This is a genomic window from Kitasatospora sp. NPDC054768, from assembly GCF_053612025.1.
The window spans coordinates 1-23,423 of sequence record NZ_JBSHBN010000150.1 but is presented as its reverse complement, the minus strand read 5'-3'; the positions used below and the strand labels follow the sequence as shown (position 1 = coordinate 23,423).

General features: G+C 75.5%; 19 protein-coding genes. 17 read left to right on the top strand and 2 right to left on the bottom strand.

What is annotated here, in order from left to right:
- Nucleotides 1–27 precede the first annotated feature (27 nt).
- Nucleotides 28–1,278: an FAD-dependent oxidoreductase gene (locus ACWGKU_RS32460; RefSeq protein ID WP_452181083.1), complete on the bottom strand. Its 1,251-nt coding sequence runs from the start codon at nucleotides 1,276–1,278 to the stop codon at nucleotides 28–30.
- A gap of 46 nt (nucleotides 1,279–1,324) precedes the next feature.
- Nucleotides 1,325–1,771 carry an SRPBCC family protein gene (locus ACWGKU_RS32455; RefSeq protein ID WP_401055616.1) on the bottom strand — a complete coding sequence of 149 codons (447 nt, stop codon included), beginning with the start codon at nucleotides 1,769–1,771 and terminating at the stop codon, nucleotides 1,325–1,327.
- A 370-nt stretch (nucleotides 1,772–2,141) separates the two neighbouring features.
- Here ACWGKU_RS32455 and ACWGKU_RS32450 point away from each other — a divergent pair, with 370 nt between their 5' ends.
- From ACWGKU_RS32450 to ACWGKU_RS32370, 17 genes are all read left to right on the top strand, one after another.
- Nucleotides 2,142–2,933 carry a thioesterase II family protein gene (locus ACWGKU_RS32450; RefSeq protein ID WP_452180350.1) on the top strand — a complete coding sequence of 264 codons (792 nt, stop codon included), beginning with the start codon at nucleotides 2,142–2,144 and terminating at the stop codon, nucleotides 2,931–2,933.
- A gap of 200 nt (nucleotides 2,934–3,133) precedes the next feature.
- Entirely contained in the window at nucleotides 3,134–4,627 is a 1,494-nt protein-coding gene (locus tag ACWGKU_RS32445) for a class I adenylate-forming enzyme family protein (protein ID WP_452180352.1), read from the top strand.
- Between the two features lie 159 nt (nucleotides 4,628–4,786).
- Nucleotides 4,787–6,967 (top strand): MMPL family transporter, encoded by a 2,181-nt coding sequence (locus ACWGKU_RS32440; protein WP_401052820.1) that lies wholly within the window; start codon nucleotides 4,787–4,789, stop codon nucleotides 6,965–6,967.
- A gap of 204 nt (nucleotides 6,968–7,171) precedes the next feature.
- Nucleotides 7,172–8,449 (top strand): type III PLP-dependent enzyme, encoded by a 1,278-nt coding sequence (locus ACWGKU_RS32435; RefSeq protein ID WP_452180349.1) that lies wholly within the window; start codon nucleotides 7,172–7,174, stop codon nucleotides 8,447–8,449.
- 5 nt (nucleotides 8,450–8,454) lie between these two features.
- The gene (locus ACWGKU_RS32430; RefSeq protein ID WP_401054954.1) at nucleotides 8,455–8,742 is read left to right on the top strand and encodes a phosphopantetheine-binding protein; all 288 of its coding nucleotides are present in this window, start codon (nucleotides 8,455–8,457) and stop codon (nucleotides 8,740–8,742) included.
- Nucleotides 8,743–8,819: 77 nt separating this feature from the next.
- Entirely contained in the window at nucleotides 8,820–9,008 is a 189-nt protein-coding gene (locus tag ACWGKU_RS32425) for a hypothetical protein (RefSeq protein ID WP_401054955.1), read from the top strand.
- 146 nt (nucleotides 9,009–9,154) lie between these two features.
- Nucleotides 9,155–11,098 carry an HAD-IIIC family phosphatase gene (locus tag ACWGKU_RS32420; RefSeq protein WP_452180348.1) on the top strand — a complete coding sequence of 648 codons (1,944 nt, stop codon included), beginning with the start codon at nucleotides 9,155–9,157 and terminating at the stop codon, nucleotides 11,096–11,098.
- 29 nt (nucleotides 11,099–11,127) lie between these two features.
- Nucleotides 11,128–11,355, top strand: coding sequence for a DUF6059 family protein (locus ACWGKU_RS32415; RefSeq protein ID WP_452180347.1), 228 nt, complete (start codon nucleotides 11,128–11,130; stop codon nucleotides 11,353–11,355).
- A 70-nt stretch (nucleotides 11,356–11,425) separates the two neighbouring features.
- Nucleotides 11,426–13,195, top strand: a complete 1,770-nt coding sequence (locus ACWGKU_RS32410) for a fatty acyl-AMP ligase (protein ID WP_401054021.1) — start codon at nucleotides 11,426–11,428, stop codon at nucleotides 13,193–13,195.
- Between the two features lies 1 nt (nucleotide 13,196).
- Nucleotides 13,197–14,975: an acyl-CoA dehydrogenase family protein gene (locus ACWGKU_RS32405; protein WP_452180346.1), complete on the top strand. Its 1,779-nt coding sequence runs from the start codon at nucleotides 13,197–13,199 to the stop codon at nucleotides 14,973–14,975.
- The gene (locus ACWGKU_RS32400; RefSeq protein WP_452180345.1) at nucleotides 14,969–16,753 is read left to right on the top strand and encodes an acyl-CoA dehydrogenase; all 1,785 of its coding nucleotides are present in this window, start codon (nucleotides 14,969–14,971) and stop codon (nucleotides 16,751–16,753) included. The genes ACWGKU_RS32405 and ACWGKU_RS32400 overlap by 7 nt, the downstream gene beginning before the upstream one ends.
- Before the next feature lie 40 nt (nucleotides 16,754–16,793).
- Complete coding sequence (locus ACWGKU_RS32395) at nucleotides 16,794–17,093, top strand: acyl carrier protein (RefSeq protein WP_359914414.1); 300 nt, start codon at nucleotides 16,794–16,796, stop codon at nucleotides 17,091–17,093.
- Nucleotides 17,090–20,080, top strand: a complete 2,991-nt coding sequence (locus ACWGKU_RS32390) for a type I polyketide synthase (protein ID WP_452191662.1) — start codon at nucleotides 17,090–17,092, stop codon at nucleotides 20,078–20,080. The genes ACWGKU_RS32395 and ACWGKU_RS32390 overlap by 4 nt, the downstream gene beginning before the upstream one ends.
- A gap of 28 nt (nucleotides 20,081–20,108) precedes the next feature.
- The gene (locus ACWGKU_RS32385) at nucleotides 20,109–21,149 is read left to right on the top strand and encodes a 3-oxoacyl-ACP synthase III family protein (protein WP_452180344.1); all 1,041 of its coding nucleotides are present in this window, start codon (nucleotides 20,109–20,111) and stop codon (nucleotides 21,147–21,149) included.
- 22 nt (nucleotides 21,150–21,171) lie between these two features.
- Complete coding sequence (locus tag ACWGKU_RS32380) at nucleotides 21,172–21,402, top strand: acyl carrier protein (protein WP_401054552.1); 231 nt, start codon at nucleotides 21,172–21,174, stop codon at nucleotides 21,400–21,402.
- The gene (locus tag ACWGKU_RS32375; RefSeq protein ID WP_452180343.1) at nucleotides 21,399–22,214 is read left to right on the top strand and encodes a 2-oxo acid dehydrogenase subunit E2; all 816 of its coding nucleotides are present in this window, start codon (nucleotides 21,399–21,401) and stop codon (nucleotides 22,212–22,214) included. Before ACWGKU_RS32380 ends, ACWGKU_RS32375 begins: the two co-directional genes overlap by 4 nt.
- A 107-nt stretch (nucleotides 22,215–22,321) precedes the next feature.
- The coding region (locus ACWGKU_RS32370; RefSeq protein ID WP_452191660.1) for an alpha/beta fold hydrolase at nucleotides 22,322–23,423 on the top strand (1,102 nt) is incomplete at its 3' end.

Genomic DNA, 23,423 nt, shown 5'->3' with positions numbered 1-23,423 from the left:
CGTACCGGGTGGAGCGGTGGCGGGTCGTCAGGTCCCGGCCCGCATCCGCGCGGCGCGGTGCGCCGCACTGGGCTTCTGCAACTGGAAGTAGGCCCCGGCCAGGACGCGCTGCTTCAGCCGGGGGCTCAGGTCGAGCACCTGGTAGAGCGAACGCCGCAGCGTGCCGCCCAGCGGTCCGTGCAGCGCGAACAGCTTCTCCTGGCGCAGCTGAAGCCCCCGGGAGCGGCTCACCGGTTCCTCGCGCGAGCGCTGGAACTGTGCGGTGGCCCGGGTGACCGCCGCCCCGCCGCCGGCGGCGAACGCCCGCTCCAGCAGCGGGGCCAGGGTGACGGCGTCGATGATGGCGTGGTTGACGCCCTGCCCGAGGATCGGCGTCAGGGTGTGCGCGGCGTCCCCGACCAGCACCAGCCCGGGCATCGACCAGTTCGGCACCACGCTGGTGAAGATGTCCAGCATGGAGGTGTCCGACCAGCTGGTGATCTCCTGGCGCACGGCACCGGACAGCTCCGGGGCCAGCTGGTCCAGCCGTTCGTACAGGGCGTTCAGGCCCTCGGCGCGCAGTTCCTTCAGGCCGCCCTTGGGGATGTTGAAGCCCACCCGGACGCTGTCGGGGTGGGTGGGGATGAAGAGGCCGTGCTGGTCGCCCCGGATGCGGATGCGGTAGGTGCGGTCGTCCCACTCGGCGGGGAACGGCAGCTTCAGCCAGACCACGTCGCGGTCCAGCGGCACCTTCCGGTACGGCAGCCCGGCCATCTCGCGGACCTTGCTGAACCGCCCGTCGGCGCCGACGGTCAGAGCCGCCCGGACGGTGATCTCGCCGTCCGGGGTGCGGGCCCGCACCCCGGTGACGGTGCCGTGCCCGTCCTGCTCCAGCGCGACGGCGGTGGCGCGGCGCAGCAGCGTGAAGCCGGGCAGGCCCTCGCCCACCTCCGCCAGCGCGGACAGCAGCGCGGGCTGCGGCAGTTCCACGGGGTAGGGGTGGGGGTAGGGGAAGTCGTCGAAGTCGGCTCGCATGACGGTCCGCCCGCCGTCCACGATCTCCATGTGGTGCATCTGCTGGTAGGCCCCGTCGAGGGCGTCGAGCAGCCCCAGCCGCTCCAGCAGCCACACCGAGTCGGGCGACACGGACTCGCCCCGGAAGGAGCGGTTGAAGTGGCCGCTCTGTTCGAGCACCACCACGGAGACCGAGCGCTTGGCGAGCTCCACCGCGAGGGTGAGGCCGGCCGGTCCACCGCCCACCACGCACACCTGGGCGGTCAGCTCTGCTGTCATCGTCATCCTGCCTCTCCGGGGGTCACGGGTCGATCGATGGTCCAGCGGTGGGCTAAAGGCGCTCTTGCAGGGCCTGCTCCTCCACCCGGGCCTTCAAGGCGTCCGTCAGGGTGACGAAACCCCGGGCGCTCTGACGCACGATCGAGCCGGTCAGCGGGACCAGCAGCCCGCTGAACCGCTCGCTCTGCACGACGTGGGTGCCGCCGTCCCGGGCGGTCAGCTCGAAGGCGTGCACCCCGTCGAAGATCCCCGGGACCCCGAGTCGGCCGCGCCACCGCAGCAGCCGTCCCGGCTCCGCGGCCAGCACGGTCGGCGTGAAGTCCATCTCGCGGCCGCCGGGCAGCCGGAAACGGAGCGCCAGCCGGGCCCCGGGCTCGGCCTTTCCCGCGGCGCGGACCAGGAACGGGTTCCACTCCTGGAACCGGGCGAAGTCGGTGAGCACGGCCCACACCTCGCCGGGAGTGGCGGCGATGTGGACCTCGGACGAGATGCGGCGCATGACAGGCGCGCTCCTTCGGTGCGGCGGCGTCGGACACTGATCCGGGCAGGGTGCCCCACCCGTACCGTGCCGCCCCGGGCTTCAGTCCCGCTTAACGCGCCCGATGGCGGGCCGCACCCGCCGTCGCGCCCCGCCCGGCCGGCGACGTCCACCGGCGCAGCGCAGCCCGTCCTTTAGGGCCCGCGCCAAAGCTGACGGACCGTCGGCCGGCGTCGCCCCCCACCGGCCGCACCCGCCGCTCCGCCCGCCCGGCCCGGCACCCCCGACCGGGGCCGGGCAGGCGGAGCGCCAGGCAGGACCGGCGGGCACCCGGGCGGCGGCGCGGGGCTCGGCCGCCGGGCGCCGCCCGGCCGAGAGGAGACCCAGCACCATGACGCGCTACCTCACCCGCACCCCGCCACCCCCGGGACGACTGCGGGTGTTCTGCTTCCCGTACGCGGGCGGCGGGTCCTCGGCCTACGCGGGCTGGCAGCGCCGGATCACCGCGGACGCGGAGCTGCTCCCGGTCCAACTGCCCGGCCGGGAGGGACGGATGGCGGAGCCGCGGTTCACCGACCTGCACGCCCTGGTCGCCGACCTCGACGCGGAGCTCGGGCCGGAACTCGACCACCCGCACGTGCTCTACGGGCACAGCATGGGCGCCCTGATCGCCTTCGCGCTCGCCCAGCACCGCCACGCCCGCGGCGCCCGGCTGCCAGCGGCCCTGGTGCTCGGCGGCCACCGGGCGCCGCACCTGCCGGCGCCGCTGCCCGACGAGCCCGGCATCCCCGACGCCGACCTGGTGCGGACCCTGGACGCCTACGGCGGACTGCCCCGGATCCTGCTGGACCACCCGGAGTGGCTCGCCGCCCTGCTGCCGATCGTCCGCGACGACCTGCGGCTGTGCGCCGCCGCCGGCACCGTCGCCCGCACGCCGCTGCCGGTGGCGCTGCACGCCTTCGGCGGGGCCGAGGACCGGCTGGTCACGGTGCCCGAGGTCCGGGAGTGGGCGCGCTACTCCACCCGGAAGAGCGAGATCGCCGTGGTGCCCGGCGGCCACTTCTTCCCCCGGGAGGCGCCCGGGTTCCCGGAGCTCCTCTCCGCCGTGCTGCGCCGCTACGAGGCGGCCCCCGGCGCGATTCCCGGCACGGCCCCCGGGCCGGCCGGGGCCGGGCAGGGCTGACCGGAGCCGGGACGGCGCGCTTTTAGCGGTGCCAAAGCCCCCTCTCGGACGATGCGGAACGAGGCCGGGGCCGCGGCACCGCCGGATGCCCGACCACCCGTCACCGTCACCGACCAGGGGGAGCATTGACCACGCGCACGTTCGAGACCGTACCCGTACCCGGGGTCGCCACCGCCGCCGGTTCGGAGCACGCCGCCCGGATCGCCAACGCGGCCGAGGAGTTCCTCGGCGCCGCTGCCGCCGCCCGCCCGGACGCACCCGCCGTACGGGACCGCTACGGCGCCTGGACGTACGCCGAGCTGGACGCCGCCGCCGACTCCTTCGCCCGGATCCTGGCCGGCCACGGCATCCGGCCGGGCGACCGGGTGCTGGCCCGGGTGGGCAGCGGCCGCGAGTTCACCGCCCTGCTCTTCGGGGCCTGGCGGCGCGGCGCCGTGCTGGTTCCCGTCAACCCGGCGATGCGGGCCTTCCACCTGGGGCCGGTGCTGGCCGACTCGGCGCCGTCGCTGATCGTGGCGGAGGCGGCGGAGCGGGAGCAGGCCGACGGGCTGCGCTGGCCCGCCGGGGTGCCCGTCGCCGTGGTCTCCGAGCTGGACCTCTCCGGGCCCGCCGACCCGGCCGGCCGCGGAGAGGCGCAGGTGCCCGCCGACCGGCTGGCGCTGCTGATCTACACCTCCGGCAGCACCGCCGCGCCCAAGGCCGTGGCCTGCCCGCACGCCCAGGTGGTGTTCGCCGCGCGGGCGATCGCGCGGCGGCTGAACTACCGCCCGGACGACGTCGTGCTGACCGCCGTGCCGCTCTCCTTCGACTACGGCCTCTACCAGGTGCTGCTCTCGGCGCTGGCCGGGGCCGAACTGCTGCTGTCCGGCCCGGAGGGCCACGCCCGGCTGCTCGGGTTCGCCCGCGACCACGGCGCCACCGTGGTGCCGCTGGTGCCCTCGCTCGGCGAACTGCTGGTGCGCCTGGCCTCCCGGGACCCGCGGCCCACCGGGGTCCGGCTGTTCACCAACACCGGTGCCGCGCTCAACCCGCCGCTGATCGCCTCGCTGCGGGAGGCCTTCCCCGGCGCGGCGGTGGCCCCGATGTACGGCACCACCGAGTGCAAGCGGATCACCGTCCTGGAGCCCGACGGCGACCTGGCCCGGCCCGGATCGGTGGGGCGCGCGCTGCCCGGCACCGAGGTGCTGACGCTGGACGACGACGGCCGGCCGCTGCCGCCGCACGAGGTCGGCGAGATCGCCGTCCGCGGCCCGCACGTGATGGCCGGCTACTGGCAGGCACCGGAGCCCACCGCGCAGCGGTTCCGGGTGAGCCCGGAGGACGGCCGGGTCACGCTCCGCACCGGCGACTACGGCTGGCTGGACGAGGACGGCCACCTGTACTTCCAGGGCCGGCGCGACGACCTGTTCAAGCGGCGCGGCTCGCGGATGAGCACGGTGGAGATCGAGGCCGCCGTCCTGGACATCGACGGGGTCCGCGAGGCGGCCCTGCTCGCCCCGGAGGAGGACCGGGACATGGTGCTGTTCGTGGTCGGCGAGGTCACCGCCGAGCAGGTGCTGGGCAGGCTGGCCGACCGGCTGGAGGCGGCCAAGGTCCCGGACCTCTGCCGGGTGCTGCCCGCGCTGCCGCTCACCGCCAACGGCAAGACGGACGGCAAGGCGCTGCGCGCCCTGCTGGCGGGGGAGCCGGCCTGACCGTCCGGCCGGAGTGCGGCGCGCATCGGTGACGTGCAGTCAGCGGACGGGCACGCCCCGCTCAAGCGAGAGCCAAGGGCCTTCGCCGAGGGTGGGGCGGCCGTGTCCGCCTCTGCGCCCGCGCGGCCGCACCACGGCCGCGCGACGGAAGGAATACCGATGTTCACCGCTCTGGGCTCCGCTCTGCACGGGCGACGGAGAGCCTCCCTGCTGTTGACCCTGCTGATCACCGTGCTGGCCGCGGTCTTCGGCGGCTCCGTCGGGGACAGGCTCACCAACGGGCTGTCCGACTACGACGACCCGGGCGGCGGCAACGTCGTCGCCCGGGAGACGATCACCCGCGCCACCGGCATCGACTCCCAGCAGGGCTACCTGCTGCTGGTCCGCACCGACGAGCAGCTGCGCGGTGCCGGCGCGCCCCCGGCCGCCGTGACCGCGGCCGTCCGGCTGCTGAAGGACCGGCCCGAGGTCGAGCAGGTCGTCGACTACTCGGCCGACCCCGCGCTGATCTCCCGGGACGGGCACAGCACGGTGGTCGTCGGCGCCGTGCGCCCGATGGCCGAACCGGAGACCAAGGCCGCCGAGCAGGAGCTCCAGCGGGCCGTCAAGGACGACCCGGCGCTGAACGGCCGGGCCTGGCTCGGCGGCGCCACGCCCGGCCACGTCCAGGTGGCCCAGGTCTCCGACACCGACCTGGCCGAGGCCGAGGGCCTGGCCACGCCGGTCATCCTGATCGCGCTGTTCCTGGTCTTCCGCGGCCTGGTGGCCGCCCTCGTCCCCCTGCTGGGCGCCGTCGTCTCGCTGCTGCTCACCATGGCCGGCCTGCGGATCGCGACCACCGCGATGGACGTCTCCACCGGGGCGATGAGCCTGGCCTTCGCCCTGGGGCTGGGGCTGTCCATCGACTTCGGCCTGCTGATCGTCACCCGCTACCGGGAGGAGCTGGCCGAGCACGGCCCCGGCGCCGAGGCGCTGCGGCGGACGGTCGCCACCGCCGGGCGCACCGTGCTGTTCAGCGCGCTCACGGTGGCGGCCGCGCTGCTCGCGATCATGGTGTTCCCGCACCCGTACCTGCGGTCCATGGGCCTGGCCGGCGTCATCACCGTCGTCTCGGCGGCCCTGTTCGCCCTGCTCGGACTGCCCGCGCTGCTCGCCGTGCTGGGTCACCGGATCAACGCGCTGGCGCCGCGCCGCTGGCAGCGGTCCGCGGCGGCCGGGCAGGCCACCGCCGGGCGCTGGCACCGGCTGGCCTCGGCGGTGATGCGCAGGCCCGCGGTCTTCACGCTGGTCGCCACCGCCGTCCTGCTGCTCGTCGCCTCCCCGCTCACCGGGGTGCGGTTCACCGGCGTCGACCCGACCTCGCTCCCCAAGGACATCAGCGCCGGGCAGGTCGCCGCGCGGCTCGGCGGCGACTTCGACGAAATCGCCACCAGCCCGTTCCAGATCGTCCTCGACACCGCCGACGACACCGGGCTCCAGGAGTACGCCCGGCGGGTCGCCGCGGTGCCCGGGGTGGAGTCGGTGGGCGAGCCGCAGCGGCTGGACGCCGGGCACTGGGAGATCGACGCCGTCCTCGCCGGCAACCCGCTGGACGGTCCGGCGCTGCGGGCCGGCGAGCAGGTCCAGGACGTGGCGGCGCCCGTCACCGCCCGCTTCACCGGGACGACGGCGGACTTCCTCGCCCAGCGGGGCAGCATCGCCGACCGCCTGCCCCTGGCGTTCGGCGTGCTGGCCGGCGTGACGGTGCTGCTGCTGTTCGCCTTCTCCGGATCGGTGCTGCTGCCGCTGCTGGCCCTGGTGATGAACCTGCTCTCCACCGGCGCCGCGTTCGGCTTCCTGGTGTGGGTCTTCCAGGACGGCAACCTCGGCTTCGCCGCCCACAGCGGGCTGGAGACCACCACGCCCGTGCTGGTCTTCGCGCTCGCCTTCGGCCTCTCCACCGACTACAACGTCTTCCTGCTGGGGCGGATCAAGGAGGCCCGGGCCGCGGGCCGCGGCGACCGGGAGGCGGTCGCCGACGGCCTGGCGCAGATCGGCTCCACCGTCACCAGCGCCGCCGCGCTGTTCTGCGTCGCGGTGGGCGCGCTGGCCATGTCCCGGCTGGTGTTCGTCCAGGAGCTGGGCCTCGGCGCCGCGTTCTCCGTCCTGCTGGACGCCACGGTGGTGCGGGCGCTGCTGGTGCCCGCGCTGATGGCGCTGCTCGGCTCCGCCACCTGGTGGGCCCCCGGTCCGCTGCGCAGGCTGCACGCGGCGCTGCGGCTGGACCGCATGGAGGGCCCGGCCGCCCCGGAGCCGGCCGCCGCGCCGGCCGCCGAGAGGGTGCGCCGGCCGGTCGCCTGATCCGGGAGCCCCGGGCCCGCACGGCGGGACGCGGGGCCGGATCGCTTTTAGCGGCGCCCAAGTCCGCGCTCGCAAGATGGTGGTGGCGGTGCGTCAGGAGACGCTCGCGCGCTCCCGGCGCGCCGCCACCAGGCAGGCGACCGGCCGCGCGCCGGCGGGGCACCGACCGCGAGGCGCCGCGCACGCCGCTACGAAAGGACCGCGATGACCACCGATCCTGAACTCGTCTCGGCGTACGGGAGTCCGCTGTACGTCTACGACGCGGCCCGGGTCCGGGCCGCCGCCCGGGACCTGCGCGAGGCCGTCCCACAGCCCTCCCGGATCTACTACTCCCTGAAGGCCAACCCCCACCCCGCCCTGGTCGCCGAACTGCGCCGCAGCGGCGTGCACGCCGAGGTCACCTCGCGCGGCGAGCTGGCCGCGGCGCTGGAGGCGGGGCACCCGGCCGGGGAACTGCTGTACTCCGGGCCGGGCAAGGTGGCGGCCGAGCTGGACGAGGCGGTGCGCGCCGGGGTGCGCGCCTTCTCCGTCGAGTCCTTCGGGGACCTGGAGCGGGTCGGCGCGGCCGCCGCCGCCCATGACGCGGTGGCCGACTGCGTGCTGCGGATCAACGCCGCCGGCGCGCCGGGCACCGCGGGGCTGCGGATGACCGGCGGCCCCTCCCAGTTCGGCTTCGACCTGGACTGGCTCGCGGAGGAGGCCGACCGGCTGCGGGTCGCCGGCACCCGGGTCGTCGGGCTGCACTTCTTCCCGCTGACCAACTCCGCGGACGAGGACGGCCTGATCGCCGAACTGGCCCAGAGCGTGCGCACCGCCGCCCACCTGCGCGACCGACTCGGCATCGAGCTGGAGCTGCTGGACCTCGGCGGCGGCTTCGCCTGCCCGTACGCGACGGCCGGCGAACGGCCGGTGTACCGGCGGCTGCGGGAGGCCCTGGCCGAGGTGCTGGACGAGAACCTGCCCGGCTGGCGCGAGGGGCGGCCGGTGGTCGCCTTCGAGTCCGGCCGCTACCTGGTCGGCGACAGCGGACGGCTGCTGACCACCGTGACCGACGTCAAGCCGAGCCGGGGCAGCACCTACGCGGTGCTCGACGCCGGGATCAACCACCTCGGGGGGCTGTCCGGTCTGGGCCGGCTGCTGCCCCTGCGGGCCCAGCCGACCGGGCCGGCCCGGACCCCGGCCGCCGGGGAGCCGGCCGAGCCGGTGACCCTGGCCGGTCCGCTCTGCACCCCGGCGGACATCCTGGCCCGGGCCGTGGAGCTGCCCGGGGTCCGTTCCGGCGACCTGCTCGCCGTCCCCAACGTGGGCGCGTACGGCCTCACCGCCAGCCTGCTCGGCTTCCTCGGCCACCGGGCCCCGGCCGAGGTGCTGGTCGACGGCGACCGCGTGGTTTCCGCGACCCGGCTGGCGCTGCAGCGCCGGGCCCTGGAGCCCGGCGACGGCGCCGCCCGCACCACCGACCCATCCACCGCACGGAGGTAGCACCCATGACCGACGAGACCCGCCAGGACCGGCCGTGGGACACGGCCTTCGAGGAACTGCTGCTCCAGACCCTGCCCCGGCTCGCCGCCCGCGGCCCGCTGACGGGTGACGCCAGCCTGCGCGCCGCGGGCCTGGACTCGCTCGCCATGGTCGAGCTCCTCGTCCAGGTGGAGCAGTTGTACGGGATCGGCATCCCCGACGGGGAGCTGGTGAGCGACACCTTCTCCACCCCGGACCGCCTGTGGAACGTCGTCTCCGCCCTGCGCGCGGGGCGGACGACCGACCCGGCCTGAGGCCCGACCCGACCCGTCCCCCGTCCCAGCAGCAGAGCGGGAGTTGCCATGCGTCACGTCCAGCCCCGGGGCATCCGGTGATCTCCGCGGCGATCATCGCCGTCGTGGTCCGCGCGGCCTTCTGGGTGCGTTCCCGCCTGCGCCGCCGCCGGGCCGCCGAGGAACCGGCCGTCGTGGAACAGGCCGCGGAACAGGCCGGGACGGCCGGGAACGCCCCCGGTCCCGGACAGGCGCCGGAGCGCGACGGAGCGCCGGCCGGCCGCTGAACACCACCGTCACCACCAGCTCCCGGGCCGGCGACACGACGTCGCGGGCCCGGGAGCGGCCGTTGCGCCCCGGCCCGCGCGCAAGGACGCCTTAAGAGGGTCCGCGCAGGCTCGGCGCGTCCATCAGAGGCAGCGAAGGAGAGACCGTGACCGCGGTTGTGAACACGGCCACCGGCGAGCGGACCGGCCCGCTGGACCGGCTGCGCGCCCTGCACGGCGAGGGGCGGCTGGCCGAGGAGTACCCGCAGGTGCCCGGCCTGCTGGCCGAACTGGCGGCGGGCGCGCCGGCCGGGACGTCCGGGCGGGACCTGGCCCGGGCCGGGCAGTTGCTGGCCCGGCTCGACCCGGCCGAGGTGCTGGCCCGCCACGAGGGGCTGGAGGCGGTCGGCGTGGCCGTCACCGGCCACTCCACGCTCGGCGCCCTCACCGCCCCGCTCACCGCCGAGCTCGCCCGCCACGGCTTCGTGGCGAAGGCGACGACCGCCGACTACGGCTCCTGGCTGCGGGACCTGCAGGACACCAGCAGCGAGCTGTACGCGGCGGGCGTGGACCTCGCCCTGTGCGTGCTGGACGCCCAGCTGGTGTTCGACGAACTGCCGCACCCCTGGCGGGCGGAGGACCTGGAGGACGCGGTCGCGGCCAAGCTGCGCCTGCTGACCGCGCTGGCCGCCCGCTACGTCGGGCACGGCACCGGCACCCTGGTGCTCAACACCGTGCCGCTGCTGCCCGTCCACACCCGTCAGCTGGTCGACGCGCGCTCCCGGGCGCGGATCGGCATCGCGTGGCGGGAGTTCAACGCGGGGCTGCTGCGCATCGCCCTGGACCACGAGCGGGTGCGCGTGGTCGACCTGGACCCGCTGGTCGCCGCGGGCGGGCCGGTGAACGAGCCCCGGCTGGCCGCCTACGCCAAGGCGCAGCTCGGCGAGGAGCTGCTCGCGGCGTACGCCCGCGAGGTCGGCCACCTGGTGCGCGGCCTGCGCGGCCGGGCCAGGAAGGTGCTGGTGGTCGACCTCGACAACACCCTGTGGGACGGCATCCTGGGCGACGACGGTCCGGAGGGCATCGCCGCGGCCACCACCTACCGGGGCGAGGCGTTCGGCCGCTTCCAGCAGGTGGTGGCCCAACTAGGCGCCCAGGGCGTCCTGTTGGCGGTGTCCAGCAAGAACGACCAGGAGGCGGTGCTCGGGGTGCTGCGCGACCACCCCGACATGGTGCTCCGGGAGGGCGACTTCGTCCGGGTGAACGCCAACTGGGAGCCCAAGGACGGCAATCTGCTGGACATCGCCCGCCGGCTCAACCTGGGCGTGGACAGCTTCGTCTTCGTCGACGACTCGCCGTTCGAGTGCGGGCTGGTCGCGAGCAGCCTGCCCCAGGTGGCCGTCGTCCGCCTGGACGAGGAGCCGGCCCTGCACGTGGAGCGGCTGCTCGCGGACGGCTGGTTCGACGTGGCCGCGCTCACCGCGGAGGACCGGGTCCGCGCGGACCAGTACCGCTCCGAGGCCGCCCGGCAGGACCTGCTGGACGGCGCCGGCTCGATGGAGGACTACCTGGCCCGGCTCGACGTGCGGGTCTCGCTCTCGCCGGTGCGGGAGCACGAGGTGGCCAGGGCCTCCCAGATCACCCTGCGCACCAACCAGTTCAACCTCACCACCGAGCGGCTCCAGGCGGCCGACGTCCGGGCCCGGATGGACGCGGACGGGCACCTGGTGCTCGCGGTCCGCGCCACCGACCGGTTCGGCGACAACGGGCTGGTGGGCCTGGTCCTGGTGCGCACGGCCCAGGACGGCTGGCACATCGACAACGCCCTGCTGAGCTGCCGGGTCTTCGCCCGGGGCATCGAACAGGCCGCGCTGGCCGCCGTGCTGGAGCGCGCCCGGCGGGCCGGGGCGCCGGCCGTGCACGCCCGCTTCCGGCCCACCGCCAAGAACGGCAAGGTGCGCGGGCTCTACCCGTCGCTGGGTTTCGTGCCCACCGGCGAGGACGCGGCCGGGGAGGTGTCCTTCCGGCACGACCTGGGGGTCCTGCCCGAGGTGCCGGGGCACGTCGCCCTGACCGCGGACTTCGACCGGGCCCCGGACCGGGGGGCGTAGCGGTGGGGCCGGGGGAGCGGCGGCGTGCGGTGCTGCGGCGGATGGCCGTCGGCTGGGTCCGGGCGCTGGCCAACCTGGGCGCGATGTTCGGGGCGGTGACGGTCGAGTACCACCTGACCGTCGGCCGGGAGCCGGCGCCCGCGCCGTTGGAGGAACCGCCGGCGGACCATCCCGAGCGCCTGCTGCGCGGGGTCCCGCTGTCGGAGCGGGAGCAGGAGCTGTGGGCCCAACTGGAGGGCCTGCGCAGGCGCGTGTAGCGCAACGGCGGCTTTAGTGCTCGAACTGATGATCGGTCCGGACGTGTCGACCGAACGAGGGGGATTGACGGTGGCGGGTTTCCGATCGTTCGCGGAGCTGGTGCTCGCGCGGGCGGCAGAGCGTGGGGATGCGGACGCCTACCTGTTCCTGGAGAACGGGGTGCGGGGGGTGGAACCGGAACGGCTCACGTACGCGGGCCTGGACCGGTCGGCGAAGGAGCTGGCGGCCTGGCTGCAGGACCGGGGGATGACCGGCCGGCAGGTGCTGCTGCTGTACCCGTCGGGACTGGAGTTCCTGACGGCGTTCATCGGCTGCCTGTACGCGGGCGCGGTGGCCGTCCCGGCGCCCCTGCCCACGGAGCAGGGCCAGCACTTCCAGCGGGTGTCCGGGATCGTCCGGGACGCCCGGGTCGGCGCCGTGCTGACCATCGGCAAGCACGCGCCGGACGTCGGGGCGTGGCTGGCGGACGAGGGCTTCTCCGACGTGCTCTGCCTCGCCACGGACGGGCCGGTGGGCGACGCCGCCGCCTGGCGCGACCCGGGGCTGCGCCCCGAGGACCTGGCCTTCCTCCAGTACACCTCCGGCTCGACCAGCGAGCCCAAGGGGGTGATGGTCTCGCACGCCAACCTGCTGGCCAACGAGGCCGCCATCCAGCGCTCCACCGGCAGCGGCCCGGACACCGTGCTGGGCGGCTGGCTGCCCTTCTACCACGACATGGGCCTGATCGGGCACGTGCTCCAGCCGCTGTGGCTGGGCACCAGCGCGGTGCTGATGTCCCCGACCTCCTTCCTGCGCCGTCCGGTGCGCTGGCTGGAACTGATCGGCGAGCACCGGGTGACCATCTCCGCCGCCCCCAACTTCGCCTACGACCTCTGCCTGCGGCGGGTGACCGACGCCCACCTGGAGGGCGTCGACCTGTCCAGCTGGCAGGTCGCCTGCAACGGCGCGGAGCCGGTCCGGGCCGACACCCTGCGGGCCTTCGCCGAGCGCTTCGGGCCGTACGGCTTCCGGGCCGACACGTTCTTCCCCTGCTACGGCATGGCCGAGACCACGCTGCTGGTCTCCGGCAAGCGGCACGGCCGGCCGGCCGTGCTGCGCGAGGTGGACGCCGCGGGCCTGGAGGCGGGCCGGCTGGAGGGGCCGTTCCTCCGGGAGCCGACGCGGGCCCTGGCCTCCAGCGGCGTCGTGGGCTCCGAGGACTTCGAGGTGCGCATCGTCGACCCGCAGACCCGTGCGGAACGCCCCGAGCGCGAGGTCGGCGAGATCTGGGTGCGCGGCGCCAGCGTCTCCTCCGGCTACTGGGACCGCCCCGAGGTCAACGCGGAGGTGTTCGGCGCCCGGATCGCCGGCGCGGAGGAGCTCGGCCGCTGGCTGCGGACCGGCGACCTGGGCGCGGTGGAGCGCGGCGAGCTGTTCGTGACCGGCCGGCTGAAGGAGATGATCCTGATCAACGGCCGCAACATCTACCCGTACGACGTGGAGAACGCGGTGCGCGCCCTGGAGCCGACGGCCTTCGGCGCCGGAGCGGTCTTCGCCGTCGACACCGGCCAGGAGCACCTGGTGGTGATCCACGAGGTCCGCCCGAGCGCCCTGGCGGACCAGGACCTCAAGAAGCTCACCGCCACCGTCCAGGCCCTGGTCAGCCGGGAGTTCGCGGTGCCCGCGGGCAACGTCCTGCTGGTGCGCCCGGGCACCGTCCGCCGCACCACCAGCGGCAAGATCCAGCGGACCCTGATGCGCAAGCTGTTCCTGGAGGGCGCCGTCACCCCGCTGCACGCCGTGCTCGACCCGGCGGTGCGCGAGCTCGTCGGCACCCGCGACCCGGAACCGGTGGGCTGACATGGACCACGCGCCGTACCGCGTCGCCGAGGAGCTCGAACAGTTCCTCGGCGACCCGGACGCCCCCGGCACCGTGTTCTCGTACGCCCGCAGCCTGGAGCTGGACGAGAGCGAGACCTTCCCGGCCGACATCTGCCGGGTCCTGGAGGACTGGCGCCTCCAGGACCACTACGTGCCCGCCGAGCACGGCGGCCGGCTCACCGACTACGAGACCGTCATGCAGGTCATGCGGACCGTCGCCCGCCGCGACCTCACCGTGGCGATCGGCCACGGCAAGACCTACCTGGGCGGCGTCTGCGTCTGGGTGTCGGGCAGCCCCGAGCAGGCCGCCCGGCTGGCCGCGGACATCCGCGCCGGCGTCCCGGTGTCGCTGGGCCTCACCGAGCGGGCGCACGGCAGCGACCTGCTCGCCGACGAGGTGCACGGCGAACCGGACGGCGCCGGGGGCTGGCTGGTCAGCGGCGAGAAGTGGCTGATCAACAACGCCACCCGGGGCAGCGTCCTGTCCGCGCTCGTACGCACCGACCCGGCCGGCGGCCCGCGCGGGTTCAGCGTGCTGCTGATGGACAAGCGCGGCCTCGGCCCGGAGCACTACCGCTGCCTCGACAAGATCCGCACCCACGGCATCCACGGCGCCGACATCAGCGGCATCGCCTACGACCGGGCCCCGGTGCCGGCCGCCGCCCTCGTCGGCACCGAGGGCGGCGGCCTGGAGACGGTGCTCAAGGCGCTCCAGCTGACCCGGACGATGTGCGCCGCGCTGTCGCTGGGCGCCGCCGACCACGCCCTCGCGCTGGCCCTGGACTTCGCCGAGCGGCGGGAGCTGTACGGCCGCCGCCTGGTGGACCTGCCGCAGGCGCGGCAGGTGCTCGCCTCGGCCGCCGCCGACGTGCTGGTCGGCGAGGCGCTGGCGACGGTCGCGATCCGCTCGGTCCACACCCTCACCGGCGAACTCGGCGTGGCCGCCGCCGCCACCAAGTACCTGGTGCCCACCGGCACCGAGCAGGTCATCGCCGAACTGACCCGGCTGCTGGGCGCCCGCGCCTTCCTCAAGGGGGAGCACGCCGGAGGCATGTTCCAGAAGGTCGACCGGGACCACCGGATCGTCGGACTGTTCGACGGCAACACCCTGGTCAACCTCAACTCCCTGGTCAACCAGTTCCGTTCACTGTCCCGCGGCTGGGAGCGGGGCACCGGGGACACCGCCGGGGCCGCCACCGCCTTCGACCTGGCCGCGCCACTGCCGGCCCTGGACCCGTCCCGGCTCTCCCTGGTCGCCAAGGGCGGCAGCGGCATCGTCGCGTCGCTGCCGGCCTCCGTGGCCGCCCTGCGTGCCGAGGCCGGGCACGACCCCGCGCTCGACGGCGCCCTGGAGGCCGCCGAACTGCTGCTCGCCGCGACCGGCCGCGTCCACGCCGAGATGGCCGCCCACCGCTCCCCGGTCTCCGACGTGCCGACCGCCGCCTTCGAGGTCGCCCGGCGCTACAGCCTCTGCCTGGCGGGCGCCGCCTGCCTGGGCCTGTGGGCGCACAACCACCGGGCCGCCGCCCGGGGACGCACCGGCGCGCTCTGGCGCGACGGCGTCTGGCTGTGGCCCGCCCTGGACCGGCTGCTGGTCCGGCTCGGCGAGCAGGACGGCCCCCGGCCGGAGGCCTACCCCGCGCTGCTGGCACGGCTGCGCGACACCCGGGCGGCCGGCGAGCTGCACTCCCTGCTCCCGCTGCGGCTGCACCGCCCCGCACCCACCGACGACCGTCCTGCCGAGGGGGCGCCATGCTGACCGACTCCGCGGCCCCCGGACTCCCCCGTCCGGAGGCCCCCGCCGACCGCCCCCGGGAGGGGGCCCAGGAGACCGCGGCCCGGGACCGGGTCGCCGAACTCGAACGCCGCTTCGGCGACCCGGGCGACCCGGCCAACCCCGTCGGCACCGAACGGCTGCTGGCCGCCGACGAGGCCGGCGAGCTGTCCGGGGCCGGCGAACACCTGCTGGACGACCTCGGCCTGACCGCCGAATTCGTCCCCGCCGAACTCGGCGGGCGGCTCACCCGGATCGACACCCTGGCCCGCACCCTGCGGCCGGTCTTCCGGCGCGACGTCGCACTCGGCCTCGGCTACGGCGTCACCTCGTTCATGGCGGCCGTCAACGTCTGGACCGCGGGCAGCGCGCAGCAGCGCGCCCGGCTGGCCGACCTGCTGCTCAGCGGCGCCAAGGTCTCGGTCGCCTACCACGAGCTGGCGCACGGCAACGACTTCCTGCGCAACGACTTCCGGGCCCGGCCCGAGCCCGGCGGCTACCGGCTGCACGGCCGCAAACAGGTCATCAACAACGCCGACCGGGCCGCCGCCTTCGCGCTGTTCGCCCGCACCGACGACGCGCCCGGCGCCCGCAGCCACTCGGTCCTGCTGGCGGAGCGCGACCAGCTCGACCCGGCCCGCTTCGCCACCCTGCCCCGCTACCCCACCGCCGGGGTGCGCGGCTGCCGGATCTCCGGCCTGGACTTCGACGACTGCCCCGTCCCGGCCGCCACCCTGGTCGGCGAGCAGGGCCAGGGCGCGGAACTGGCGCTGCGCTCCTTCCAGATCACCCGCAGCGTCCTGCCCGGGATGGCGCTCGGAGCCGCCGACACCGGCCTGCGCACCGTCGTCGGGTTCGCCCTGGGCCGGCGCCTCTACCGGCGCCCGGTCGCGGAGATCCCGCACGCCCGCTCCACCCTCACCGGTGCCTTCCTGGACCTGCTGGTCTGCGACAGCCTCTCGCTGGTCGGAACCCGCGCCGTGCACCTCCTGCCGGAGGAGACCAGCGTGTCCGCCGCCGTCGTCAAGTACCTGGTGCCCAAGGTGCTGACGGAGGTCATGCACGACCTGTCGATCGTGCTCGGCGCCCGCTTCTACCTCCGCGACGGCGAGTTCGGCGCCTTCCAGAAGCACCTGCGCGACCTCCCGGTGCTCAGCCTCGGCCACGCCGGCTCGGCGGCCTGCCAGGCCACCGTCGTCCCGCAGCTGGCCAGGCTCGCCCGGCGGGCCTGGTTCACCGGCGACGAGGCGCCCGCGGCGCTCTTCGAGACCCGCACGGACCTGCCCGGGATCCCCTTCGACCGGCTCACCCTCGCCGCCGGACGGGACAGCCTCAGCGCCTCGCTGGTCGCCTCCCGCGACGACCGGCCCGACGCGACGCCCGAGGAGCGGTCCCTCCGGACCCTCACGCTCGCCATGGTCGACGAGCTGCGGCGGATCCAGCAGGACAGCCTCGCCCTCGCCCCCCAGGACCGCACCGCCCTGGCCGGCCCCGGCGCCTTCGCCCTGGCCGACCGCTACGCGGTGGTCCTCGCCGCGGCCGCCGTCCTCGGCGTCCGGCGCGCGGCCCGGGCCGACGGCACCGACCCCTTCCTCGCCGACCCCTCCTGGGCCGCGGCCGCCCTGCACCGGCTCGCCCGGCGCCTCGGACGCCGCCCGGCCGACCTGCCGGCCGGCTGCGAGGAGACGGTCCACCAGGAACTGCTGCGCCGCTTCCACGAGCGCCGCGGCTACGACCTCTACGACACCCCGCTGGCCGGCTGACCGGCCGCCCCGTCCTTTCCCACGCAGCGAGGAGCACCTCATGACCGTCCCCACCACCGGCCTTCCGGCCACCCTCGGCGAGCACACCGTCGAGACCCTGACCGGCTGGCTCGCCGACCGGATCTCCCTCTACCTGAAGCGCCCGGCCGACGAGATCGCCCCCGGCGTCCCGCTCGCCGAGTACGGCCTGGACTCGGTCGCCGCGCTGAGCCTGTGCGGCGACATCGAGGAGGACTTCGACCTCGTCCTGGAGCCCACCGTGGCCTGGGACTACCCGACCGTCGACGCGCTCGCCGGATACCTGGTGGAGGAGCTGCGCGCCACCGTGGGAGAGGCATGATGCAGCCCGTCGCCATCGTCGGCATCGACTGCCGCTTCCCCGGCGCACCGGACCCCGCCGCGTACTGGGACCTGCTGATGCGCTCCGGTGACGGCGTCGGGCGGGTGCCCGAACAGCGGTGGAACGCCGACGACTTCTACTCGCCCGAAGGCGCCGAGGGGCACTCCAACACCACCAGCGGCGGCTTCATCACCGACCCGGACGCCTTCGACCACGAGTTCTTCGCGATCTCGCCGCGCGAGGCCGCCGCGATGGACCCCCAGCAGCGGCTGGTCCTGCAGTGCGCCTGGCGCGCGGTCGAGGACGCCGGAATCGCGCCGCAGAGCCTGGCCGGGACCGACACCGGGGTCTTCGTCGGCATCATGGGCAACGAGTGGGCCCACCTCCACCTCACCGACTACGCGCGGGTCACCGCGCAGGTCGGATCCGGCAACGGCTACTGCATGACCGCCAACCGGATCTCCTACCACCTCGACCTCAAGGGCCCGAGCCTGGCCGTGGACACGGCCTGCTCCTCCTCGCTGGTCGCCGTCCACCTGGCGTGCAACGCCCTGCTGGCCGGGGAGTGCGACACCGCCGTCGCGGCCGGGGTGAACATCGCCCTCACGCCGGCCCTCGGCATCTTCTACACCCAGGCCGGGCTCTCCGCGCCCGACGGCCGCTGCAAGCCCTTCAGTGCCGACGCCGACGGCATCGGCCGCGGCGAGGGCGTCGGCGCGGTGGTGCTGCGCCGCCTGGAGGACGCGATCGCCGACGGGCAGCCGGTGTACGCGGTGATCCGCGGCACCGCGGTCAACCAGGACGGGCGCAGCAACGGCCTCACCGCGCCCAACCGCTGGTCGCAGCAGGAGGTGCTGGCCTCCGCCTACCGCCGGGCCGGGGTCGAGCCGTCCGACGTCGCCTTCACCGAGGGCCACGGCACCGGCACCGTGCTCGGCGACATGATCGAGGTCAAGGCGCTCGGCGACCTGCACGCCGACCGCGCCGGCAAGCCGCTGGCACTCGGTTCGGTCAAGGGCAACCTCGGCCACACCGAGGGCGCCGCCGGGATCGCCGGACTCATCAAGGTGGCGCTCTCCCTGCACCACCGGGTGGTGCCCGCCAGCCGGTTCGCCGCCAGGGAGAACCCGGCGCTGAAACTCTCCAAGTACGGCCTGCGGCTGCTCAAGGCACCCCTGCGGCTGGCGGCCGGAACCACCGTCGGCGGCCTCAGCAGCTTCGGCATGGGCGGCACCAACGCCCACGCGGTGCTGGAGTCCGCGCCCGGCGGCGCCGCCCGGCCCACGGCCGGATCCGCCGCCCGGCCCACCGGCCTCGGGGCGGCGGTGTTCACCCTGACCGCGCCCACCGCGCAGGCGCTGCGCCGCAACCTGGTGGCGCAGGCCGACGCCCTCCAGCGCCACCGGGTGACCCCGGTCGGCGCCGTGGGCTGGAGCAGCACCCGGCTCAAGACCGGCCACCGGCACCGCTTCGCCGTACCGGCCACCGACACCGCCGACCTGGCGGCCGTCCTGCGCCGGGCGGCCGACGACGAGGACCTGCTGACCCGCCTCACCGGCGGGCCGGGCGGGCGGCCGCGGGTGGCCCTGCTCTTCACCGGGCAGGGCTCGCAGTACCCGGGCATGGCGGCCGGCCTCTACCGCGACGCCCCGCTGTTCCGCCGCCACCTCGACCGGGCGGACGAGGCGCTCCGGCCGCACACCGAGGGCTCGGTGCGCGACCTGCTGCTCGCCGCGGACCCCGCCGTCCACCGCACCGGCTGGGCGCAGCCGGCCCTGTTCGCGGTCGGCTACGCGCTGGCCGCCACCCTGACCGAACTCGGGGTGCGCCCCGGGATGCTGCTCGGCCACAGCATCGGCGAGTACGCGGCCGCGGTGCTCGCCGACGCGCTGCCGCTGGAGCAGGCGGCCCGGCTGGTCTCCGCGCGCGGCCGGCTGATGCAGGAACTCCCCGCCGGCGGCGGGATGCTGGCGGTGCGCGCGGAGGCCGCCGTGCTGGCCGAGCGGATCGCCGGCGAACCGCTGATCGGGATCGCCGCCGTCAACGGGCCCACGGCCACCGTGCTCTCCGGAGACCTCGCGGCGCTGGCCCGGATCGAGGAGGAGCTGACCCGCGCCGGGGTGCGCTCGCGCCGCCTGGAGGTCTCGCACGCCTTCCACTCGCCGCTGATGGAGCCCGTGCTGGAACGCTTCGCCGCGATCGCGGAGGAGGCCGGCGGGAGCGTCCCGGCCCTGCCGGTGTACTCCACGCTGCGCGGCAGACTGCTGGAGGCCGAGCCGATGGACGCGGCCTACTGGGTCGAGCACATCGGCGCCCCGGTGCTGTTCGCGGACGCCGCACGGCAGTTGCTCGCGGACGCGCCGACCCACCTGCTGGAGGTCGGCCCGCGGCCGGTGCTCGTCCCGATGGCCCGCCGGCTGGGCGGTGCCCCCGCCGGGGCGGGCCCGCGCGGCGTCCTGCCGGTGCCGGGCGAGCAGGCCGGCGGGCGGGAGCTGGCCGAGGCCGTCGCCGAGCTGTTCCGCGGCGGGGCCGACCCGGACTGGCACGCGGTGTACGCCGAGGAGGACCGCAGGGCGCACCGGCTGGCCCCGTACGCCTTCGCCGACGACCGCCGGTTCTGGGCCCGCCCGCCCGTTCGGTCCACGTCCGCTCCGTCCGCGCTCGACCCGTCCGCGACCGTCCCGTCCGCCGCCGACCCGCGGCCGGCCGGGTCCGACCCGGGCCTCCGGGCCCCGGACCCGGTGGCCGGCGCCGTCCTGGCCGCCGTGGCGCAGGTGGGCAGCTACGCGCCCGAGGAGATCACCCCGCACGCACGGCTCTTCGAGGACCTCGGCTTCGACTCGGTGATGGTCATGGAGCTCAAGAAGCGCATCGAGGAGCGGCTGACCGGCCTCGAACCGCTGAGCGTGGAGGACCTGTTGCCCCGGCTGTCCTCGGTCGGCGACCTCATCGGCTTCCTGGGCGAACGGCACACCGCCGCCGCCTGAACCCGTCCCGCAGAAAGGACCGCACACCATGCAGCCGCCATCCGAGCGCGATCCCGTCCAGGCGTACCTCGCCTCGGTCGGGACCGCCCTGCCCGGCGACCCGGTGGACAACGCCGCGCTCGCCAAGGTGCTGGGGGTCAACGAGGAGTGGATCGACCTCTTCATCGGCACCCGCACCCGCCACTTCGCCCGCGACCTCGCCACCGGCACGGTGCGCTGGTCGCTCGCCGACCTGTGCGCCCAGGCCGGCGCCCGGGCCGTCGCCGCCGCCGGGATCGACCCGGCGGAGATCGGTTTCGTGGTGCTCGGCACCGCGACCCCGGACCACCTGATGCCCGCCACCGTCAACCACATCGCCGACCAGCTCGGCCTGGACCAGGTGCCCACGTACCAGCTCCAGTCCGGCTGCGCCGGTGCCGTCCAGGCGCTCGGGCTCGGCCGGACCCTGATCGCCGGCGAGGGCCACCGGGCCGGCCTGGTGATCGGCGGCGACGTCTGCAGCAAGCACCTCGACCTCGACCGGGACCTGGCCGGCGCCGCGCCGAGCGACCTGGTCAACTACGTGCTCTTCGGCGACGGCGCCGGCGCCGCGGTGCTCACCGCCGAGCCCAGGGGCGAGGCGGTGGCGCTGCGCCGGGTGCTCAACCGGTTCACCGGCCTCGGCCGGGAACCCGGCCAGGTCATCGACTGGTTCGGCCTGGCCGACCGGTACGACGACCGGCAGGCCGTCCGGGAGGACTACAAGGCCATCGAGGAGTTCGTCCCGGTGATGGCGGTGGAGATCCTCTGGGAGCTGCTCGACGACCTGGACTGGTCCGCCGAGGAGCTCGACTACCTGCTGCCCCCGCAGCTCTCCGGCCGGATGACCCGCCGCATCCACGAGCAGCTCGACGTGCCCGGTGCCACCGAGGTGTCCTGCGTCGCGGACACCGGCAACAACGGCAACGCGCTGCCCTTCCTCCAACTGGAGCGGCTGCTGGGGCGGATGTCCCGCGGCGAGAAGGCCCTCGCGGTGGCCGTGGAGTCCAGCAAGTGGATCAAGGCGGGCTTCGCCCTGGAGAAGATGTGACACTCCGTCACCGATTGGACGCATGATGCAGACCGTCGACGAGTTCGCCCGCCTGGTCCGCGAGGAACTGGGCATCCCGCTGGCGGACGGGGACATCGCCGCCGACCTCGACCGGATCCCCGAGTGGGACTCCCTCTACCTGCTCAAGCTGGTCACCGCGCTGGAGCGGAGCACCGGCCGGCCGCTGCCGGTCGCACGGGTGATGGAGGCCCGCAGCCTGGAGGAGATCTACCGGCTGGCGGTCGACCGGTGACCGCCGCCCGCCCGCACCCCGAGCGCCGCCGGCGGCACACCCTCTACTTCCTGGAGCACGCCGCCCGGCAGCGCCCGGTGCACCTGGACACCGAGGTCGACATGACCCGCGTCCAGCGCCACCGCGCCGAGGCCGGGGCGGCCGGGAGCCGCTACTCGGTGGTTGCCTACCTGCTGCACGCCACCGGCCGCGTGCTGGACCGCCACCCCGAGGCCAACGCCGTCCTGGCCCCGGGCTGGCCCGGCCTGCGGGGCCCCCGGACGGTCCGCTTCACCGGCGTCACCGCCAAGCTCGCCCTCGACCGCCCGGTGGACGGCGAGCGCACCGTGCTCTCCGCACTGCTGCCGGGCCTGGAGAGCGCCGACCTGCCCGCCATCCAGGCGCGGATCGACCGCTACCGGGACATCGCCGCCGCCGACCTCCCGGAGTTCCGCGGCGTGCGGATGCTGGGCCGGCTGCCGGTCCCGCTCGGCCGGCTGGCCTTCGCCGCCGCGCTGCGCAGCCCCCGGCGCCGCCCCGGCGTCCTCGGCACCGTCGCGGTCAGCTCGCTCGGGCACCGCCCGGTGGACGGCTTCCACGCCAGCGGCGGCACCGCGGTGACGCTGAACGCCGGCCGGGTGCTCGACCGGCCCGTGGTGCGGGACGGCCGGGTCGCGGTGGCCCCGCTGATGCGGCTCGGCCTCACCTTCGACCACCGGGTCATCGACGGCGCCCTCGCCGCCGACGTCCTCGCCGACCTCAAGCAGGCCCTGGAGGGCTTCGAGGACGGCGCGGGTCCGGACCGCCCCGCCGGTGCCGCAGGGACGGCCTGAGCCGCCACCCGCACTGTCCTTCCGGGCGGGGCCGGGCCGGGGCCGCCCCCGGCCCGGCCCGTTCCGACCACCCCGCCCCCCGCCGACCGCCCACCCGAGGACGCACCATGGACCATCTGGCAGAGCTCAAGGAGTTCGCCCGGCTGCACGGACGCGGCCAGGGCCTGACGGAGCAGTACGTCCGGTCCGTACTGTCCCGGATCACCGGGGACGAACCCGGCGACCCCGGCTCCTGGGCGCGGGTGTGGACCGCCGAGGGCGACCGGCTGCGGGCCGGCCGCCCGCTCGACGCCTGCCGGCGCTACGCGCTCGCCCGCTTCCCGTACCACGGCGACGAGGACCGGCTGGAGGCCCAGCGCCGCTGCGTCGACGCCTTCGACACCTGGCGGCGCACCGGTCGCAACGGCATCGAGCGGCTGGAGTTCGAGCACCCGGACGGCAACCTGGCGGCCTGGGCGTCCGGCCTGTCGGCCGACCGGCCGCGGCCGCTGCTGCTGATCATGGGAGGCATCGTCAGCGTCAAGGAGCAGTGGGCTCCGACGCTTCCGCTGTTCGCCCGGCTCGGCTTCGCCGCCGTCGCCACCGAACTGCCCGGGGTCGGCGAGAACACGCTTCCGTACCGGGCCGACTCCTGGCGCCTGCTGCCGTACCTGCTGGACCGGCTGGCCGACCGCGCGCGGGTCGCCGAGACGGCGGCGCTCGCCCTCAGCTTCAGCGGGCACCTGGCGCTGCGGGCCGCCGCCGAGGACCCCCGCATCCGCAGCATCCACACCGTCGGGGCGCCCGTCGCCGGGTTCTTCACCGACTCCGCCTGGTGGCCCGAGGTCCCCGGCATCACCGTGGAGACCCTGCGCCGGCTCACCCGGACCGCGGACCGGGACGAACTCCGGGACGTCCTGGCCGGCTTCCCGCTCACCCCGGCCCAGCTCGGATCCGTGGACATCCCGGTCGACTACGTGGCCAGTTCCCGCGACGAGATCATCCCGCAGGGCGAGCACCGCCGGCTGGCGCTGCTGGCACCGCGGGCCCGGTTCAAGGTCTTCGACGACGTCCACGGCTCCCCGGGACACGTCGGGGCGATGCGCCGGTGGCTGATCCTCTCCCTGCTGCGCGCCCGCCTGAGCGAGGGGCGGGCCCCGGCGCCCGGGGGGCGCCGCCCCGCGGGGGCGGGCGGGGGCGGGGCCGTAGTAACACAACGAACCGGCCGCC